The 18,620-nt window shown below is 69.2% G+C and carries 15 protein-coding genes; 12 read left to right on the forward strand and 3 right to left on the reverse strand.

Annotation, left to right across the window (positions count from 1 at the left end):
• The first annotated feature begins 114 nt into the window (after window positions 1–114).
• A complete protein-coding gene (cueR, locus tag ABL312_RS05210) occupies window positions 115–513 on the forward strand; it encodes a Cu(I)-responsive transcriptional regulator (RefSeq protein ID WP_349360312.1) in 399 nt (132 codons plus the stop codon).
• Between the two features lie 88 nt (window positions 514–601).
• Window positions 602–1,450, forward strand: coding sequence for a fumarylacetoacetate hydrolase family protein (locus tag ABL312_RS05215; protein ID WP_349360313.1), 849 nt, complete (start codon window positions 602–604; stop codon window positions 1,448–1,450).
• Between the two features lie 443 nt (window positions 1,451–1,893).
• Here ABL312_RS05215 and ABL312_RS05220 read toward each other — a convergent pair whose 3' ends face one another.
• Window positions 1,894–3,324 (reverse strand): DEAD/DEAH box helicase, encoded by a 1,431-nt coding sequence (locus tag ABL312_RS05220; protein ID WP_349360314.1) that lies wholly within the window; start codon window positions 3,322–3,324, stop codon window positions 1,894–1,896.
• A gap of 585 nt (window positions 3,325–3,909) precedes the next feature.
• Between ABL312_RS05220 and iolC the strand changes: the two genes are divergently transcribed.
• The 5 genes from iolC (at window position 3,910) to ABL312_RS05245 (ending at window position 11,362) form a co-directional block, all read left to right on the forward strand.
• Window positions 3,910–5,853 carry a 5-dehydro-2-deoxygluconokinase gene (gene iolC / locus ABL312_RS05225; RefSeq protein WP_349360315.1) on the forward strand — a complete coding sequence of 648 codons (1,944 nt, stop codon included), beginning with the start codon at window positions 3,910–3,912 and terminating at the stop codon, window positions 5,851–5,853.
• The gene (gene iolD, locus ABL312_RS05230) at window positions 5,850–7,679 is read left to right on the forward strand and encodes a 3D-(3,5/4)-trihydroxycyclohexane-1,2-dione acylhydrolase (decyclizing) (RefSeq protein ID WP_349360316.1); all 1,830 of its coding nucleotides are present in this window, start codon (window positions 5,850–5,852) and stop codon (window positions 7,677–7,679) included. The genes iolC and iolD overlap by 4 nt, the downstream gene beginning before the upstream one ends.
• A 20-nt stretch (window positions 7,680–7,699) precedes the next feature.
• Window positions 7,700–8,623 carry a myo-inosose-2 dehydratase gene (gene iolE / locus ABL312_RS05235; protein WP_349360317.1) on the forward strand — a complete coding sequence of 308 codons (924 nt, stop codon included), beginning with the start codon at window positions 7,700–7,702 and terminating at the stop codon, window positions 8,621–8,623.
• Window positions 8,623–9,426: a 5-deoxy-glucuronate isomerase gene (gene iolB, locus ABL312_RS05240; protein ID WP_349360318.1), complete on the forward strand. Its 804-nt coding sequence runs from the start codon at window positions 8,623–8,625 to the stop codon at window positions 9,424–9,426. The genes iolE and iolB overlap by 1 nt, the downstream gene beginning before the upstream one ends.
• A 61-nt stretch (window positions 9,427–9,487) precedes the next feature.
• Window positions 9,488–11,362 (forward strand): adenylate/guanylate cyclase domain-containing protein, encoded by a 1,875-nt coding sequence (locus ABL312_RS05245; RefSeq protein ID WP_349360319.1) that lies wholly within the window; start codon window positions 9,488–9,490, stop codon window positions 11,360–11,362.
• Window positions 11,363–11,423: 61 nt separating this feature from the next.
• Here the strand turns inward: ABL312_RS05245 and adhP are convergent, their stop codons facing one another.
• Both adhP and ABL312_RS05255 read right to left on the reverse strand, forming a co-directional pair.
• Window positions 11,424–12,443: an alcohol dehydrogenase AdhP gene (gene adhP / locus ABL312_RS05250; protein WP_349360320.1), complete on the reverse strand. Its 1,020-nt coding sequence runs from the start codon at window positions 12,441–12,443 to the stop codon at window positions 11,424–11,426.
• Between the two features lie 246 nt (window positions 12,444–12,689).
• Window positions 12,690–13,289 carry a HupE/UreJ family protein gene (locus tag ABL312_RS05255; RefSeq protein WP_349360321.1) on the reverse strand — a complete coding sequence of 200 codons (600 nt, stop codon included), beginning with the start codon at window positions 13,287–13,289 and terminating at the stop codon, window positions 12,690–12,692.
• Window positions 13,290–13,648: 359 nt separating this feature from the next.
• Between ABL312_RS05255 and ABL312_RS05260 the strand changes: the two genes are divergently transcribed.
• The 5 genes from ABL312_RS05260 to ABL312_RS05280 are packed head-to-tail and all read left to right on the forward strand — an operon-like array spanning window position 13,649 to window position 18,619.
• Window positions 13,649–15,028 (forward strand): V-type ATP synthase subunit B, encoded by a 1,380-nt coding sequence (locus ABL312_RS05260; protein WP_349360322.1) that lies wholly within the window; start codon window positions 13,649–13,651, stop codon window positions 15,026–15,028.
• On the forward strand, window positions 15,028–15,651 hold the full coding sequence (locus ABL312_RS05265) for a V-type ATP synthase subunit D (protein WP_349360323.1): 624 nt from the start codon (window positions 15,028–15,030) through the stop codon (window positions 15,649–15,651). The genes ABL312_RS05260 and ABL312_RS05265 overlap by 1 nt, the downstream gene beginning before the upstream one ends.
• Window positions 15,648–17,444: a V-type ATP synthase subunit I gene (locus ABL312_RS05270; protein ID WP_349360324.1), complete on the forward strand. Its 1,797-nt coding sequence runs from the start codon at window positions 15,648–15,650 to the stop codon at window positions 17,442–17,444. The genes ABL312_RS05265 and ABL312_RS05270 overlap by 4 nt, the downstream gene beginning before the upstream one ends.
• Window positions 17,441–17,890, forward strand: a complete 450-nt coding sequence (locus ABL312_RS05275) for an ATP synthase subunit C (protein WP_349360325.1) — start codon at window positions 17,441–17,443, stop codon at window positions 17,888–17,890. The genes ABL312_RS05270 and ABL312_RS05275 overlap by 4 nt, the downstream gene beginning before the upstream one ends.
• A 15-nt stretch (window positions 17,891–17,905) precedes the next feature.
• Complete coding sequence (locus tag ABL312_RS05280; RefSeq protein ID WP_349360326.1) at window positions 17,906–18,619, forward strand: hypothetical protein; 714 nt, start codon at window positions 17,906–17,908, stop codon at window positions 18,617–18,619.
• Window position 18,620: the final 1 nt, after the last annotated feature.

Consider the following 18,620-nt stretch of genomic DNA (forward strand, 5'->3'; position numbering starts at 1 on the left):
GCGGGGCGAGGCACGCCCCGCCCTTCGCCTTCCGCCCCCGTGACCTTCCGCCCTTGACCTTCCAGCAACTGGAAGACACATGCTCCTCACGGTGACCATCCGTGAGGATCTGCGATGAATATCGGTGCCGCTGCGGCAAGCTCCGGCCTGCCGGCCAAGACAATCCGCTACTACGAAGAGATCGATCTCGTGCGTCCGCTGCGGGCGGCGAACGGCTATCGCGACTATTCGCAGGCCGATGTGCATCGGCTGCGGTTCCTGCAGCGCGCGCGCAGCCTCGGCTTCACCATCGAGGAATGCCGCTCGCTTCTGTCGCTTTACGACGACGAGGGCCGGGCGAGCGCCGACGTCAAGACGGTGGCGCTGGAGAAGATCGGCGAGGTGGAGCGCAAGATCGCCGAACTGGAGGCGATGAAGGCCACGCTCACGCGCCTTGCCGACTGCTGCCATGGCGACGACCGCCCCGATTGCCCGATCCTCGACGATCTCGCGGGACGCGGCACGGCGGTCTGAGCGGCGACCGGGCGCGGGCGGCGCGCCCGATTGCATCGCGCGACCAGCCGGTTATGCTCGCCCGAAAGACACACTCGGGAGGGCTTTCATGAAACTCGTACGCTTCGGACCCATCGGTGAAGAGCGGCCCGGGCTGATCGATCCGTCGGGCGGCATTCGCGACCTGTCGGGCGAGATCGGGGACGTCGCTGGCGATGCGCTGTCGGATGCGGCACTTGACCGCCTGCGGGGGCTCGACGTCGAGACGCTGCCGCCGGTCGAGGGCACGCCGCGTCTCGGCCCTTGCGTCGGATCGGTGGGCAAGGTCGTCTGCATCGGCCTGAACTATTCCGATCACGCGGCCGAGGCCGGAATGGACGTGCCGCCCGAACCCATCGTCTTCATGAAGGCGACCTCGGCGCTCTGCGGTCCCGACGACGGCATCGAACTGCCGCGCGGCTCGACGGCGACCGACTGGGAGGTGGAACTCGCCGTCGTTATCGGCCGGCACGCGAAGAACATCGCCGAGGCGGAGGCCTTCGACCATATCGCCGGCTATTCGATCCTGAACGATGTGTCGGAGCGCGATTTCCAGATCCGCCATTCCGGGCAATGGGTGAAGGGCAAGTCGCACGACACCTTCGGCCCGCTCGGTCCCTGGCTCGTCACCCGCGACGAGGTTCCCGATCCGCAGATCCTGCCGTTGCATCTCGACCTCAACGGCACGCGCATGCAGGAAGGCACCACGGCGACGATGGTCTATTCCGTGGCGTTTCTCGTCGCCTATCTGTCGCGCTTCATGAGCCTGCACCCGGGCGACGTGATTGCCACGGGCACGCCTCCGGGCGTCGGCATGGGGCAGAAGCCGGATCCGGTCTACCTCAAGCCCGGCGACCGGCTGGACCTCGGCATCGCGGGGCTCGGCACCCAGCGCCAGACGGTCCGCGCGTCTGCGTGAGGGGAGCGGCGCCACCAGCGGCCGGCATTGAGTTCCCCGCTCGAGCGGGACGGCTCTCGGCCTGATGCGCAGCGTAGGCGTCCGGGCTCTCCGATCCCGCATCTCCGGCGCTCGCGTGCGGGATGACGCCGAAGGGGGCGATTGTTCGTGAGACGCTGACGAGATATCGAAGCCGGCTGTTTGCGCAAGCGTCTCTCCCCTCGCACGGCGTCACCCCGGGCAAGCGCCAGCGCGACCCGGGGCCGGGGAGCCAGGGTGGGTTTCTGTACTGGCAACCGCCCTTAGTCGGCTCTCCGATCCCGCATCTCCGCTTCGCTGCGTGCGGGATGACGGCGAGAGGGGAGCGGCGGGCAGGGGGGCGCGTCGCCGTGACCGCCGGTGCCAAGAAAAAAGGCCGGTGCATGTGCACCGGCCTTTTCTGTTTCAAGGCGGCTTGGCCGCGATCAGAAGTCCGCGCCGTAGGACACGGCACCGCCGCCGGCGGGACGCGAGCGCTTTCGGCCCTGATGGCCGCCATCGGACCGACCGTCGCCCCGCTTGGGCGCGGCGGCGCGATCGCGCGGCGGGCGGCCCGAACCGGGGCCCTTGCCCGCGCGTGCGGGGCGCTCGCCGGAGGCGGCGCGCGGCGCGCCGTCGCGCTCGTCGGAGGCGAAGCCACGCTGCGGGCGGTTGCGCTTCGGCCGGTTGCCGGCGGTCTGCCCGCCACCGCCGCCGCGCGCGGGACGCTTGCCCCCGCGTGCCGGACGCGGATCGTCGTCGCGCTCGACCAGCGTCTTGCCGATCAGCTTCTCGATGTCGCGCAGGTAGGGGCGCTCGCTCATGTCGCAGAAGGAAACGGCGATGCCGCTCTTGCCCGCGCGCGCCGTACGCCCGATGCGGTGCACGTAGGACTCCGGCACGTTCGGCAGCTCGAAGTTGACGACATGCGAGACGCCGTCGACGTCGATGCCGCGGGCGGCGATGTCGGTCGCGACCAGGATCGGCGTACGGCCCGCGCGGAAGGCGTCGAGCGTGCGCTGGCGCTGGCCCTGGCTCTTGTTGCCATGGATCGCGCCGGCACCGAGGCCGGCCTGCTCAAGCTGACGCGCGACCTTGTCGGCGCCATGCTTGGTGCGGGTGAAGACGATGGCCCGGTCGAGATCGGCGTCCCTGAGCACGTCGATCAGCGCCTGGCGCTTGGCGTCCTTTTCCATGAGCAGAACCTTCTGCTCGATCCGGTCGATCGGCTTGGAGGCCGGCGCGACCGCGATTTCCTGCGGTTCGTGCAGGAAGTCCTCGGCGAGCGCCCGGATCGGCTTCGGCATGGTGGCCGACAGCAGGATCGTCTGGCGCTGGCGCGGCAGCGCCGCGAGGATCTTGCGGATCGCCGGCAGGAAGCCGAGGTCGAGCATGTGGTCGGCCTCGTCGAGCACGATGGTCGTCGTGGTCGAGAGGGTCACGGCGCCGGTCGACATGTGGTCGAGCAGGCGGCCCGGGGTGGCGACGACAATGTCCTGGCCGCGGGCGAGGTTGCGGATCTGCGGCATCGGCCGCGCGCCGCCGACGACGACGGTCGCCGAATGGCGCATGTGACGGCCGTAGACGCGGATGCTGTCGGCGATCTGCGCGGCGAGTTCGCGCGTCGGGGCGAGAATCAGCGCGCCGCAGGTCTTCGGCGCCGGACGGCCGGCGCGGTTTTCCGCGATCCGGTGCAGCAGCGGAAGCACGAAGGACGCGGTCTTGCCGGTGCCGGTCTGGGCAAGGCCCAGCACGTCGGAGCCGGAGAGAATCGCGGGAATGCCCTGCGCCTGGATCGGCGTCGGGGTGGTGTAGCCTTCGTCGGCGACGCCCTTGAGGACGGATGCGGCGAGGCCGAGATCGGTAAATGTGGTCAAGTGGAATCCTAGCGCTGCGTCGGCGCACGGCGATGGTCTGGCCGGCTTGCGACGCGGTCATGCGTGTCGTTTTAAGGGAGCTTGCGCAGATCAGCTGCCTCGGGGAGGCGGACGCGACGCGTCACGCGAGTAAGGGCAACGATCGAAAGGAAAGTTGCGGCGGATCAGGCGCCGTGACCGCAAGGGCGGTTCTCTACGCGGGCGCTGCCGTGACCGCCATAGACCATATTCGCTGCTGCAGCGCAACACATTTCCACCGGTCACGCGTGTGGACCGATCCGCGACCCGGAGCGAATTGCCGGGAATATGGAATGAAAATTCCAAAACTCATCGCGCTGACGCTGCCGTACGAGGTGTCTCGGGCGCCGGACCCTGCGCGTGAGGGGAGCGCAAGTGCCGGTTCTTATGGCTGAACGAGCGGGCCGCATGGACGGTCGGGGAGACCTGCGGCGCGCGCCCACGCGTCGCGGAGAATGGGCTTGCGATGCCGGAAAATGGAATTTATGTTCCGTTTTTGAGAGGCGGTGACTGGCCAAGGGCGGCCGGTTGTCGTCGGATTGATGCGAAAGGGATAAGGCAGGAACGATGCGACAGCGCGGCGTGACCGGCAGGCCGATCGACGTGATCACCATCGGCCGCGCGTCGGTCGATCTCTACGGCCAGCAGGTCGGCGGGCGGCTGGAGGACATGCGCGGCTTCGCCAAATACATCGGCGGCTCGCCGACAAACATGGCCGCCGGCACGGCGCGGCTCGGCCTCAAGTCGGCGCTGATCACCCGCGTCGGCGACGAGCACATGGGTCGCTTCATCGTCGAGGAACTGGCGCGCGAGGGCGTGGACACGCGCGGCATCGTCACCGATCCCGAGCGTCTGACGGCGCTGGTGCTCCTGGGGATTCGCGACAGCGACACCTTTCCGCTGATCTTCTACCGGGAGAACTGCGCCGACATGGCGCTGTGCGAGGACGACATCGATCCCGCCTTCATCGCCGAGGCGGCCTGCGTCACGGCGACGGGCACGCATCTGTCGCATCCGCGCACGGAAGCGGCCGTGCTCAAGGCCGTGCGGCTTGCCCGCGCGGGCGGCGCGCGCACGGCGCTTGATATCGACTACCGGCCGAATCTCTGGGGGCTGGCGGGGCACGACGCCGGCGAAAGCCGTTTCATCGCCTCCGCCGAGGTGACCGAACGCCTGCAGGCGAGCCTGCCGCTGTTCGATCTGATCGTCGGCACGGAAGAGGAATTCCACATCGCCGGCGGCACGACCGACACGCTGGCCGCGCTCAGGGTCGTGCGCGCGGCGACGCCCGCGACGCTCGTGTGCAAGCGCGGGCCCATGGGGGCGGTGGCCTTCGAGGGGGGGATCCCCGACAGTCTGGAGGACGGGATGTCCGGCCCCGGATTTCCCATCGAGGTGTTCAACGTGCTGGGCGCGGGCGACGGCTTCATGTCCGGGCTCCTGCGCGGCTGGCTCGCCGGTGAGAGTTGGGAGCGGACGCTTGCGTTCGCCAACGCCTGCGGCGCGCTCGCCGTCTCCCGGCACGGCTGCGCGCCGTCCTATCCGAGCTGGGAGGAGCTGACCTTCTTTCTGGAGCGCGGCGTGCGCGTGCCGGAACTGCGCAAGGACGCCGCGCTCGAACAGATCCACTGGTCGACGAACCGCAAGGTCGACTGGTCGACGATGCGCGTCTTCGCCTTCGACCATCGCCGGCAACTGGAAGAGATGGCGGCCGATCTCAATGCCGATCCCGCGCGCATCGGGGACTTCAAGCGCCTCTGCCTGCAGGCGGCGCGGGCCGTGCAGGACGGGGCGCCCGGCTATGGCGTGCTGTGCGACGCGCGCCTCGGGCGCGATGCGCTGCATGCGGCGGCCGGCACGGGGTTGTGGATCGGGCGCCCGGTGGAACGGCCCGGGTCGCGGCCGCTGGAACTGGAGATCGGGCCGGATTTCGGGTCCGAGCTTGCCGAATGGCCGGCCGGCCACGTGGTCAAGGTGCTCTGCGTCTATCACCCGGACGATCCCTCGGAGCTGAAGGCGCACCAGGAAGAGGTGCTGCTGCGTCTCGCCCATGCGGCGCGCGCCAGCGGACTGGAGTTCCTGCTGGAGATCATTCCTTCCTCTGCCGGTCCGGTCGGCGACGAAACGACGGCAGCCGTCATCCAGCGCATCTACGATCTCGGCATCCATCCCGACTGGTGGAAGCTCGAGCCGCTGGCCGGCGAGGCGGCCTGGGCGGCGACCTGCAAGACGATCGAGCGCAACGATCCGCATGTGCGTGGCATCGTCGTGCTGGGTCTCGACGCGCCGGTCGAGGTGCTGGAAAAGAGCTTTTCCACCGCCGCGCGCTTCGATCTGGTCAAGGGCTTCGCCGTGGGGCGCACGATCTTCGCGGAGGCCGCGCGGGCTTGGCTCGCCGGCGAGATCGACGACGCGCGCGCCGTCGCCGACATGACGGAACGCTTCAGAGCGCTGTGCGATCTATGGGACGGGGCGCGGGCGCGCGTCGGAAAACGGGGGACCGCTGCATGAGCACGATACGTTTGACCGCCGCGCAGGCGCTCGTGCGTTATCTCGCCGCCCAGCGCAACGAAGAGGGCGAACCGCTGATCGCCGGCTGCTGGGCGATCTTCGGACATGGCAATGTCGCCGGCCTCGGCGAGGCGCTGCAGGCCGCTGGCGATGCCCTGCCCACCTGGCGCGGGCACAACGAACAGGGCATGGCCCATGCGGCCATCGCCTATGCCAAGGCCACCAATCGCCGCCAGGCGATGGCGGTGACGACCTCGATCGGACCCGGCGCGACCAACATGGTCACGGCGGCCGCCCTTGCGCATGTGAACCGCCTGCCGGTGCTGTTGCTGCCCGGCGACGTCTTCGCCAACCGCGCCCCCGACCCGGTCCTGCAGCAGATCGAGGATGTCGGCGACGGCACGGTCTCGGCCAACGACTGCTTCCGGCCCGTGAGCCGCTACTTCGACCGCATCACCCGGCCCGAACAGCTCCTGAACGCGCTGCCGCGCGCCATGCGCGTGCTCACCGATCCGGCCGACTGCGGGCCGGTCACGCTTGCGCTGTGTCAGGACGTGCAGGCGGAGGCCTTCGACTGGCCGGAGAGCTTCTTCGAGACCCGTATCTGGCACCGGCGCCGGCCGCAGCCCGATCCGCGCGAGTTGGCGGCGGCGGTGGCGGCGATCCGCGCGGCGAAATCGCCGCTGATCGTCGCCGGCGGCGGGGTGCATTATGCGCAGGCCTGCGATGCGTTGGCCGCCTTCGCGGACCGGCACGGCATCCCGGTCGCCGAGACCCAGGCCGGCAAGTCGGCTCTGCCCTTCGACCATCCGCGCAACCTCGGCTCCATCGGCGTCACCGGCTCGGCCGCCGCCAATGCCGTCGCGGAGCGCGCGGATCTGGTGATCGGCGTCGGCACCCGCTTCCAGGATTTCACCACCGGCTCCTGGGCGCTCTTCAAGAATCCGGACCGCAAGATCCTGAGCGTCAATGTCGCGCCGCACGACGCGGCCAAGCACGGCGCGCTGTCGCTCGTCGCCGATGCACGCTCGGCGCTGGAGGCGCTGAGCGAACGCCTCGGCGACCACGCGGCGACGCCGCCGGATGCGTCGTTGAAGGCCGACTGGCTCGCCGCCGTCGACACCGTCACCGCGCCGCCCTCCGGCAATGCGCTGCCGAGCGACGCGCAGGTGATCGGCGCCGTGCAGCGCAGCCTTGATGACAACGCCGTGGTTCTCTGCGCCGCCGGCGGCCTGCCGGGCGAGCTGCACAAGCTGTGGAAGGCCGCGCGGCCCGGCGGCTACCATCTGGAGTACGGCTACTCCTGCATGGGCTACGAGATCGCCGGCGGGCTCGGCGCCAGGATGGCGCTGCCCGACCGCGAGGTGGTCGTGATGGTCGGCGACGGCTCCTACATGATGATGAATTCCGAACTGGCGACCTCCGTGATGCTGGGGCAGAAGCTCATCGTCGTGCTACTCGACAATCGCGGCTTCGGCTGCATCAACCGACTGCAGGTGGCGACCGGCGGGGCGAGCTTCAACAATCTGCTGGACACGGCCCGCCACGCGGTGCCGAGCGCCATCGACTTCGCCGCCCATGCCGCCTCCATGGGCGCGATCTCGGAAAAGGTCGCCGGCATCGCCGAGCTGGAAGCCGCCATGGCGCGGGCGCGGGCGAATGACACCACCACCGTCATCGTCATCGACACGGACCCGATGATCGCGACCGAGGCCGGCGGCCACTGGTGGGACGTGGCGGTTCCGGAGGTGTCGGAGCGTGCCGAGGTCGGTGCGGCGCGCAGTGGATACGAAGCGGCCCGGCGCGCGCAGCGCGCGGCCGACTGACGAGACAAGCGAGACCTCTCATGATCCTCTACGGCACCAATCCGATCGCCTGGTCGAACGACGACGATCAGACGCTGGGCGCGCATATCCCGCTGGAAACCTGCCTGAGCCAGGCCGCCGGCATCGGCTTCGACGGGATCGAGAACGGGCACAAGTTTCCGACCGACCCGGCCGCGCTTGCCGAAACGCTCGCCCCGCACGGGCTGCGCTTCGTCTCCGCCTGGTACTCGCTCAACCTGCTGACGCGCTCGGTCGCGGACGAAATCAAGGCCATCGGGCCGCATCTCGCCCGGCTGAAGGCGATGGGATCGCCCGTGCTGATCGCCTGCGAGACCTCCAACGCGGTGCATGGCGACGATGCCGTGCCGCTCAACGACCGCCCGGTGCTGGACGCCGACGCCTTCGCGCGCTTTTGCGCCGACGTGGAGGCGGTGGCCGCGCATTGCGCGCGCGAGGGCGTGCCGCTGGTCTACCATCACCACATGGGCACGGTGGTGGAGAGCGAGGAGGAAATCGACCGCTTCATGGCGCTGACGGGACCGGCGACGAAGCTCCTGCTCGATACCGGCCACGCCTTCTTCGGCGGCGGCGATCCGGCGGCGCTCGCCGAAAGGCACATGGGCCGGGTCGGTCATCTGCACGCCAAGAACGTGCGAAAGGATGTGATGGAAGCGGTCCGCCGCGAGGGGCTGAGTTTTCTGGAGGGCGTGCGCCGGGGCGTGTTCACCGTTCCCGGCGACGCGGAAGGGGCGGTCGACTTCGCGCCCGTGCTGCGCGCGGCCGCCCGGCACGGCTATTCGGGCTGGCTGGTGATCGAGGCGGAACAGGACCCGGACGTGCGCGATCCGGTGACCTATCAGTCCATGGGGCTCACAGCGCTGAAGGCCCTGGCACGGGAGACCGGGCTCGACCGGGGCGCAACACGGGACGGGGGCAGGGTGTGATGGCCGATCTTCTTGTGAAACCGAACGGCACGCACGGCAAGGTGCATGACATCACGCCGGAAAACGCCGGCTGGGGCTACGTCGGCTTTTCCCTCTACAGGCTCGCGCCCGGCGAAAGCGTGGCCGAGGCGACGGGCGAGCGCGAGGCGATCCTGGTCATCGTCGAGGGCAAGGCGAGAATCGCGGCCGGCGGCGAGGACTTCGGCGAGATGGGGTCGCGCATGAGTGTGTTCGAGCGCACGAAGCCGCATTGCGTCTATGTGCCGAACGCCAGCGACTGGCGCGCCGAGGCAACGACGCCCTGCACGCTGGCGGTCTGCTCGGCGCCGGGCAAGGGCGGGCATCCGGTTCGCCGCATCGAGGACATCGGCTTCGAGGAACGCGGCACGGGCGCCAACACCCGCTACATCCACCCCATCGCGATGGAGGACAGCGACGTCGCCGACAGCCTGCTGGTGACTGAGGTCTTCACACCGGCCGGCAACTGGTCGTCCTATCCCCCGCACCGCCACGACGAGGACGCCTTTCCCGAGATCACCTATCTGGAAGAGACCTACTACCACCGGCTCGATCCGGCGCAGGGCTTCGGCTTCCAGCGCGTGTTCACCGAGGACGGCACGCTGGACGAGACGATGGCGGTCGCCGACGGCGACGTGGTTCTCGTGCCGAAGGGACACCACCCCTGCGGCGCGCCGCATGGCTACGAGATGTATTATCTCAACGTGATGGCCGGCCCCTTGCGCAAATGGCGGTTCAAGACCCATCCCGATCACGAGTGGATCGTCCGGCGCGACGCCGGATAGGCCGGGGCGCCGGGCGCGGTTCCCGCTTGCCGGCCCTGCGCGGGTCTGGCATGTCAAATCCATGCGCCCGCCCCGGATTGCCATTGCGCCCAGCATCTTCTCCATCACGCTGCTGATCGCCCTCGGTCTTGCGGCGGCGATCATCCTGTACACGCAGGAGCGCAGCAGCGAGAACGCGGAAATCGCGGCCGGCGCGCTGATGGACCGGGCGCTGGAAACGATCGATCTCAGGATCGCCGGCCATGTGGACCCGATCGCGCGCGCCGTCGATCAGGCGCGCTTCTGGTCCGGCCTCGCCGAGACGCCGACGCTGGCCGGACACCCGGCGCGGGCGCCCGCCCTGGCGCTTCTGACCGACCTGCCGCAATCGGCGGCGGTTCTGATCGGCTTCGAGACCGGCGATTATTATCAGCTGTCGGCCCTGGGGCATCGGCCGACGGACTATCTCGACGGGCTCGATGCGCCCGCCGGCGCGGCCTTTCAGGAAGATGTCGTGCTGCGCGCGGGGCGGGACGCGCCGCTGGGGCTGACGCGGTTTCTCGACGCCCGGGGCATGACGCTCACCGCGCGGCTGAAACGCCGGGATCTGCTCGATCCGCGCGGCCGGCCGTGGTTCGGCGACGCGTGGCAGCGCGATGTCACGATCCGCACCGATGCCTATCGGTTCGAGTCCACCGGCAAGCTCGGCCTCACGCTGGCCCGCGGCTTTGCGGGGGGCGTGGTCGGTGTCGACCTGACGCTCACCGGCCTGAGCGACTTTCTGAACCGGGTGCCGCAGGCGCGCGCCGGCGTTTTGGCGGTGTTCCGCGATGACGCGACGATCCTGGCGCGCTCCTCGCTCGGCGAGGGCGATCCGCAGGTTGACGAGCAAACGCTGGCCCGACGCCGGGCGCAACTGTCGATGCTCGTGCGCCACTTCGCTCAGCACCCGACCCTTGCCTCTGCCGCGCCGGTGATCGACGGCCGCGCCTGGCTCGCCCGGCGCGACGTGGTCGAACTGGGGGGCGGGGCGCGCGAGAACGTCCTGATTGCCATGCCGCGCGACGTGGTGGTGGGACCCATCGAGGCGCTTGCCCGAACGACCCTGTTCGTGTCGCTGGCGTTCATGCTGGCGAGCGTGCCGCTGATCTGGCTCGTGTCCCGGCGTATCTCACGACCCGTGCGCGCGCTCAGCCTCGCGTCGGAACGCATCGGCCGCTTCGACCTCGAGGACGAAATCCCGGCGCGCTCGATGATCACCGAAATCCTCCAGCTCGAACGGGCGATGGAGCGCATGCGCCACAGCCTTTCGATCTTCTCGCTCTATGCGCCCAAGGCGCTGGTCCGCCAGCTGGTCGCCAGCGAGACGCGGCCGGCGCTCGGCGGCACCCGGCGCGACGTGACCGTGCTCTTCATGGATCTGGAAAACTTCACCGCCATGTCGTCGCATCTGGAACCGGAGGAGGTGATGCGGCGCATGTCCGCCTATTTCGAGCGCGTCACCTCGGTGCTGCTCGCCCATGGCGCGACCATCGACAAATACATCGGCGACGCGGTGATGGCCTTCTGGAACGCGCCCAACGACACGCCGGACCATGCCGCGCGCGCCTGCCGCGCCGCGCTGGAGATCCTGGAGGTCGCCCAGGCGCAGACGCAAGGCTGGAGCACGCCGGAGGGCGCCCCGGTGCGCACCCGCATCGGGCTGAGCAGCGGGCCGGCGATCATCGGCAACGTCGGCAGCAGCGACCGGCTGAACTACACCGCGCTCGGCAGCACGGTGAACCTCGCCGCGCGGCTGGAAAACCTGAACCGGGATCTCGGCACCGGCATTCTGGTGAGCGAGGAGGTCGTGGCGCGCGTCGACGGCCGCTTCGCGGTGAAGCCCGCCGGACGTGTGTCGGTGAAGGGCTATGACGATCCCGTCGCCGTGTTCGAGCTGACCGGCTTCGGTCGCTGACGGCGCGGAACATCGGCGGCGGGCCGCATGGGCCCGCCGCCCTGCCTGTCTCACATCCGCATCAGATCTCCATCACGATGCGGCCGTCGATCTTGCCGGCGCGCATGCGGTCGAAGATCGCGTTCACGTCATCGAGCGACTCTGTGGAGTAATGCGCGCGGACCTTGCCCTCGGCGGCGAAGGCCAGCGACTCGGCGAGATCGTTGCGCGTGCCGACGATGGAGCCGCGCACCGTCTTGCCGGTCAGCACGGTGTCGAAGATCGGCAGCGGGAAGTCGCCCGGCGGCAGGCCGACCAGCGTCATGGTCCCGCCGCGCGCCAGCATGCCGAAGCCTTGCGAGAAGGACTTGGGCGAGACGGCCGTGACGACGACGCCCTCCGCCCCGCCGCCGGCGGCGACGACGGCGACCGGATCGGTCTCGGCGGCGTTGATCGTCTGGTCCGCGCCCAGGTCGCGCGCGAGCTTGAGCTTGTCCTCGGCGATGTCGACGGCGATCACATGCAGGCCCATGGCCTTGGCGTATTGCACCGCCATATGGCCGAGCCCGCCGATCCCGGCGATCGCCACCGTCTGGCCGGGCCGCGCCTCCGTCTGCTTCAGCGCCTTGTAGACGGTGACCCCGGCGCACAGGACGGGCGCCGCCGGGGCGAAGTTGAGCCCGTCCGGCAGATGTCCGACGTAGTTCGGATCGGCGAGAACATATTCGGCGAAGCCGCCGTTGACGCTGTAGCCGGTGTTTTTCTGCTCGCCGCACAGGGTCTCCCAGCCGCCCATGCAGTGCCGGCAATGGCCGCAGGCCGTGTGCAGCCAGGGCACGCCGACCCGGTCGCCTTCCTTCACGCCCGTCACGCCGGCGCCCACCGCCGCGACGTGGCCGACGCCCTCGTGGCCGGGGATGAAGGGCGGCTCCGGCTTCACCGGCCAGTCGCCGTCGGCTGCGTGCAGATCCGTGTGACAGACGCCGCTGGCCGCGATCTTGACCAGGATCTTGCCGGGCGCGACCTCGGGCTTGTCGACCTCCGAAATGTCGAGCGGCTGCCCGAAGGCGCGAACGACAGCGGCTTTCATGCTCTGCGGCATGATCGTAGTCCTCCTCTCGGGACGGGTCGATCACCGTCATCGCGGGCTCGCGCCCCCCGGGGCGGTCCGTCCAGTCCGCCCGTCGATCCGCAATGCGCAACACCTCGATGCACGCATGAATTGCAGATATATTCAAGTGGAAGAGGGGACGGGAGCCCGTCAATTGCCGAAAGGAAGGAGAGGGAGGAATGCCCCGGGGTGCGGACCCGTGAAAGGGCCCGCAGCGGAGCTTCAGCCCCCGATCCGTCAGGTGAGGACGAGATAGACGCCGGCAAGCGCGGTCAGAACGCCGAGACCGCGTCCGAGCTTCGGGGCGGCCGCGCGCGCGCCGAGGCCGAGCAGGAGGCCAAGCACGGTGAGACCGGCCGTCGCAAGCGCGAAGCCGAGCGCATAGGGCAGGGCGGTCGCCGCGCCCATCTCCGAGCCATGCGCCGCGCCGTGAAACACCGCGAAAACGGCGACGAGGCCGGCGGCGGCGGGCAGCGGCAGGCGCAGCGCGGCGCCGATCAGCACGCCGAGGACGATGACCGAGGCGAGGATCATCGGCTCGACCGCGGGAAGCGCGACGCCGGCGAGCGCCAGCGCGAAGCCGCCGAGCATGGCCGCGACGAAGGCCGCCGGCAGCGCGATGCGGCCGCGCCCGCCGAGTTGCGCGGCGAGCAGGCCGACCGCGAGCATCGCGAGCACATGGTCGAGGCCGAAGATGGGATGCAGGAAGCCGCTCAGGAAGGAGCCTTGCGCGCCATCGTGCACGCCGACATGGGCGAGCGCCGGAGACGCCAGAAGCGGAGCGGCGAAGAGGGCGGCCGCGGGCGTGCGAAAGCGGGAGAAACGGGAAAGGAACATGATGAGGTCGATCCTGCGTTGGAAGTCGATCGGGTGGAAAGAACCGGGCGCCCCGACTTGGGTCGCGCCCACCGTGACGGTGGCCGCAGATCACTCTGCGGCAGCGCCCGTTGCAGCCCGCTCCGTGACGCCGGCGAAAGCGCCGACGTCCGGTTGCGAACCGCTTGGGGAACCGACCCGGATAGGGTTACGGTTCTTTAACCAGCCTGACAAGGTCGCGCTGGATTTGATCTGGATCAAGTCGCAGACGCGTGAATCATCGGACAGCTTGTCACCGTCCTTGTGCGGTGCACAAATTGTCGCAAAACTGCGATAGCGTCGCGCTCGAGATATCGCGGGCTGACCGGAAAGGATCGCCGATGCTTGTTTCGCACACGCGTGTCGTCGACATCGTCGGAGACATCATTCGCATCCGTGTCACGCAGACGGCCGGCGGGGCGGGCGGCCCGTGTCTCGGCGATCTGGCCCGTGTGACCAGCGACAACGGCTTCGATTCCCTGGCCCAGGTCATCATGGTCGACCGCGATCTGGTGACGCTTCAGGTCAACGACGGCACCAAGGGCCTGCCCAACGACGCCTCGGTCCGCTTCCTCGGCGAGGCGATGCAGGTCGTCTTCTCCGACAGCATCATGGGCCGGGTGTTCGACGGCGGCGGCCAGCCGATCGACGGCGGGCCGGATCTGTCGGCCGATCCGAAGGTGGCGATCGGCGGCCCCTCGGCCAACCCGATGAAGCGCATTCTCGCCTCGCGCATGATCCGCACCGACGTGCCGATGATCGATGTCTTCAACTGTCTGGTGGAAAGCCAGAAGATCCCGATCTTTTCGGTCTCCGGCGAGCCGTTCAATCCCTTCCTGGCGCGCATCGGCATTCAGGCGGATGCGGACATCGTGGTCTTCGGCGGACTCGGCCTGATCTTCGACGACTACGCCTTCTTCCGCCAGCAGTTCGAGGATGCGGGCGTGTTCCCGCGCACGGTGATGTTCGTCAACCAGGCGTCGGACCCGGCGGTCGAGCGTCTGCTGGTGCCCGACATGGCGCTGGCGGTTGCCGAGAAATTCGCGGTGGAGGAGGGCAAGCGCGTCCTCGTGCTCCTGACCGACATGACGGCCTATGCCGACGCCCTGAAGGAAATCTCCATTGCCATGGAGCGGGTGCCGGCCAATCGCGGCTATCCGGGCGACCTCTACTCCCAGCTCGCCCGGCGCTATGAAAAGGCCTGCGATTTCCGCGGCTCCGGCTCCGTGACCATCCTCGCCGTCACCACCATGCCCGGCAACGACGTGACCCATCCGGTGCCCGACAACACCGGCTACATCACCGAGGGCCAGTTCTACCTGCACAGCGGCGTGATCGATCCCTTCGGCTCGCTGTCGCGGCTCAAGCAGCACGTGATCGGCAAGGAAACCCGCGACGATCACGGGCAGATCATGAACACCATGATCCGCTTCTATTCCGGCGCGCGCGACGCCGAGCAGAAGCAGTCGATGGCCTTCGACCTGTCGGACTACGATCACCAGCTTCTCAAGTTCGGCAAGCTGTTCCGCGAACGCTTCATGGACATCGACGTGTCGATGCCGCTGGAAGCGGCCCTCGACCTGTGCTGGCGCACGCTCGCCGAGTGTTTCCGGCCCGATCAGCTTCTGATGAAGCAGGATCTGATCGACCGCTATTTCCCGCATGAGGCGGCCGGGGGGCAAGCGCCCGCGGCCGTCGCCTCCGGTCCCGAGGCCGCCTGATGGCCCGCCCCGCGCTCAACAAGTCCGTGCTGGCGCGGGAGACGCGCAAGCTCGCCGAATACCGCCGCTTTCTGCCGTCGCTGGAACTGAAGCGCCAGCAGATCGTGATGGAGCGGGCGAAGGCGAAACAGGAAGTCGCCCGGCTGCAGGCCGAGACGCGGGAGCGCCACGCCCGCGCCGCCGCCGACCTGCCGATGCTCTCCAACGACGAGGTGGCGCTCGACGATCTGCTCGCCGTCGAGACGGTGGAGATCGCGACGCAGAACCTGTCGGGCACGCGCCTGCCGGTGCTCGGCGAGGTGCGCTTCGCCGAAGCCGCCTACTCGCGGCTCGGCAAGCCGCATTGGGTCGACGCGGCGCTGAGCGCTTTGCGCGATCTCGCCCGCCTCGACATCGCCCGCAAGGTGGCCGAGGCCCGCCTTGCCCGGCTTCTGGAAGCGGAAGCGGTGATCACCCGGCGCGTGAACCTTTTCGAGAAGGTGCTGATCCCGCAGTCGGAAGAGACCATCCGGCTGGTGCGCATGGCGCTCGCCGATGCCGAGCGCGAGGCGGTGATCCGCGCCAAATTGTCGAAGCGCAAGACGGCCGCGCGCGCGGCGGAGATCCGGGTGGAGGCGCTATGAGCATCGTTGCGCTGAAGAAGGTCGCGCTGATCGGCGTCGCCGACGACAAGGCCGGCGTGCTGGAGGCGGTGCAGGCCTTCGGCGGGTTCCATCTCGTGCCGCTCAAGTCGGCGCAGAAGGAACTGGAGGCCGTTCCGAGCGGCACCGGACGCGAGGCGACCGCCGCCCTGCGCTGGCTGGTCGACTGCCCCGTGCCGCGCCGTCCGCTGTCGCGGGCACCGGAGTTCGACATGAATGCGGTGATCGAGGCGGCGAACGAGAACCGTCGCGCGCTGAGTGCGGCGGAGGACGAAAAGGCCGCGCTCGCCCGCCGCATCCGCGATGTGGCGCGCTGGGGCGAGTTCACCTTCCCGGCTCTTGAGGACACCGACGGCTACCGCTTCTGGTTCTACGAGGTGCCGAATTCGAAGGTCCGCCATGTGCGGCCCGACGTCGGCATCGTCGAGATCGTCCACCGCAGCAGCACCACCGCCTACATGGTGGTTCTGGCGCGGCAGGAGCCGCTGGCCTCGGCCATGCCGGTGCCGCGCGTGCACATCGGTTCGCACGCGCTGTCGACGCTGGAGCGGCAGCTGGAAGCGGTCGAGGTGCGGCTCGACGACCTGTGGCTGGAACGCCGCGACCTGACCAAATGGCGCTTGTTGCTGGCGCGCAATCTCGCCGGCGCGCGCGATGCGGCGGCGCGCCGCCGCGCCGCGCTGGAAACGCTGGACACCGAACATGTCTTCGTGCTCGGCGGCTGGGTGCGCGCCGACAAGGTGGGCGAGGTGGAGACGCTTGCCGAGCGCTGGGGCGTGGCGAGCGTGATCGAGGATCCCGCGCCCGACGACGTGCCGCCGACGCTTCTGGAAAACCCGCCCGCGCTTGCCGCCGGCGAGGATCTGGTGACCTTTTACCAGACGCCGGGCTATCGGGGCTGGGACCCGTCGCCCATCGTCTATGTCTCCTTCATCGTCTTCTTCGGCATGATCATGACCGATGCGGGCTACGGGCTGTTGCTGCTGGCGCTGATCCTGCTGCTGCGCAAGCGCTTCGGCACCGGCGAGACGGCTCGGCGGATGCTTCGCCTTGCGATCTGGCTGTGCGTGTCGACGACGGCCTTCGGGGTGATCACCGGCAGCTATTTCGGCTGGGAGCCGACGGGCGGCGGCCTGATCTCGCGTCTGGCCTTTATCGATCTGGCCGACGTCGAGGCGATGATGCGCCTGACGGTGACCATCGGCGTGGTGCATGTGATCGTCGCCAATCTGGTCAACGCCTGGAACATGCGCGGGTCGGGCGAACGGTTTGCGCCGCTCGGCTGGTGTCTGGTCGCCGGCGGCGGGCTTGCCGCCTATCTGGCCGGCGGCGCCGGCCCGGTGGCCGCGCTCGGGATCGCAGGGATCGCCGCCGGTCTGGCGCTGGTCATCGTCTTCGGCTCCAACGTGCCGGTGACCTCGGCCGCCTCGCTCGCGCGGCGGCTGATGGGCGGGCTGCTGGCGGGCGCGCGCGTGGTCAACCTGTTTTCCGACGTGCTGAGCTACATGCGCCTCTTCGCGCTGGGTCTCGCCGCAGCCTCGCTCGGCGCCACCATCAACACGCTGGCCGATCAGGTCATGCACGCGGTGCCGGGCATCGGCGTGCTTGTCGCGATCCTCGTGCTCGTCCTCGGCCACGCCGTCAATCTCGGTCTCGGCGTCATCGCCGGCACCGTCCACGGGCTCCGGCTCAACGTCATCGAATTCTTCAACTGGGGCATGCGTGAGGAAGGACGTCCCTTCCGGCCGTTCCGCAAAGAGGAGACACGCTTGTGACTGAACTGGTTCTTGTTCTAGGGTGGCTGGGCCTCTTCGCACCGGTCGCATTGGGCGCCATGGGCAGCAGCATCGGTTGCGCGCGCGCCGGCAGCGCCGCCATCGGCGCGATGCTCGACACCGAAACCGGCTATGGCCGCTATGTCGGCGCCTCGCTGATGCCCTCGTCGCAGGTCATCTACGGCATCGTCATCATGTTCTCGCTGCAGCGCGATCCGATGACCGCCGAAGCCGCCGCCGCCGTCTTCGGCGTGGGGCTGCTGGCGGGTCTGGCGCTCTTCTACGTCGGTATCCGGCAGGGCGAGGTGCTCGCCTCGGCGATTGTCGCCTCCAAGGCAAAGCCGGAGATCTTCGGCATTTCGCTGGCGCCGGCGGCCGTGCTGGAAGGCTTCGCCGTCTTCGCGCTGGTCTTCGCGCTGGTGCTGAGCGGCACGATCCCGGCCTGATCGAGGAGGTCCGACATGAGCGACACGCACGACGACGCGCCGACGGAGACGGACGCGCTGGCGCCCGCCGGCGCCGGGGTTCAGGCCCTGATCGACCGCCTGCGCGGCGAGGGGGTGGAGGCCGGGCGCAAGGAAGCGGATGCGCTGGTCGCCGCGGCGCGCGAGAAGGCCGATGCCATGCTCGCGGAAGCCGAGGCCAGGGCCGACGAGATCCGCGCCGCCGCCCGCCGCGACGCGGCGGCGGAAAAGGCGGCGACCGAGGATGCGCTGAAGATCGCCGCGCGCGACGTCGTGCTGGCGCTGCGCAACGAGATCGCGGCGCGCATCGGCACCGAGACCTCGCGCCTGCTGCGCGAGGCCTTCGCCGACGAGGAGTTCCTCAAGCGCATCGTGCTGGCGCTCGCCGGCAAGGTGCGGGAGGACGCCGCGCTGGACGCGGCCGGAGAGATGGAGATCGTCTTCCCCGATCAGGTCGTCACCTTCGAGGAATTGCGCGCAAGCCCCGAAAAGGCCAGCGGCGGCACGCTGACCCATCTGGTCGTCTCGCTCGCCGCCAATGTCCTGCGCGAAGGCGTCACCTTCTCGGCCGGCCCCGGGTTCGAGGGCGTGCGCATCAAGCTGCGCGCGCAGGATCTGGAGGTCGACGTCACCGAGGCCGCCATCGCGCCGCTTTTGATGAAACACCTGCAGCCGCGCTTCCGCGCGGTGATGGAAGGCGTGGTGCGCTAGG

The organism is Stappia sp. (assembly GCF_040110915.1).
In the GTDB taxonomy this organism is placed as follows: Bacteria; Pseudomonadota; Alphaproteobacteria; order Rhizobiales; family Stappiaceae; genus Stappia.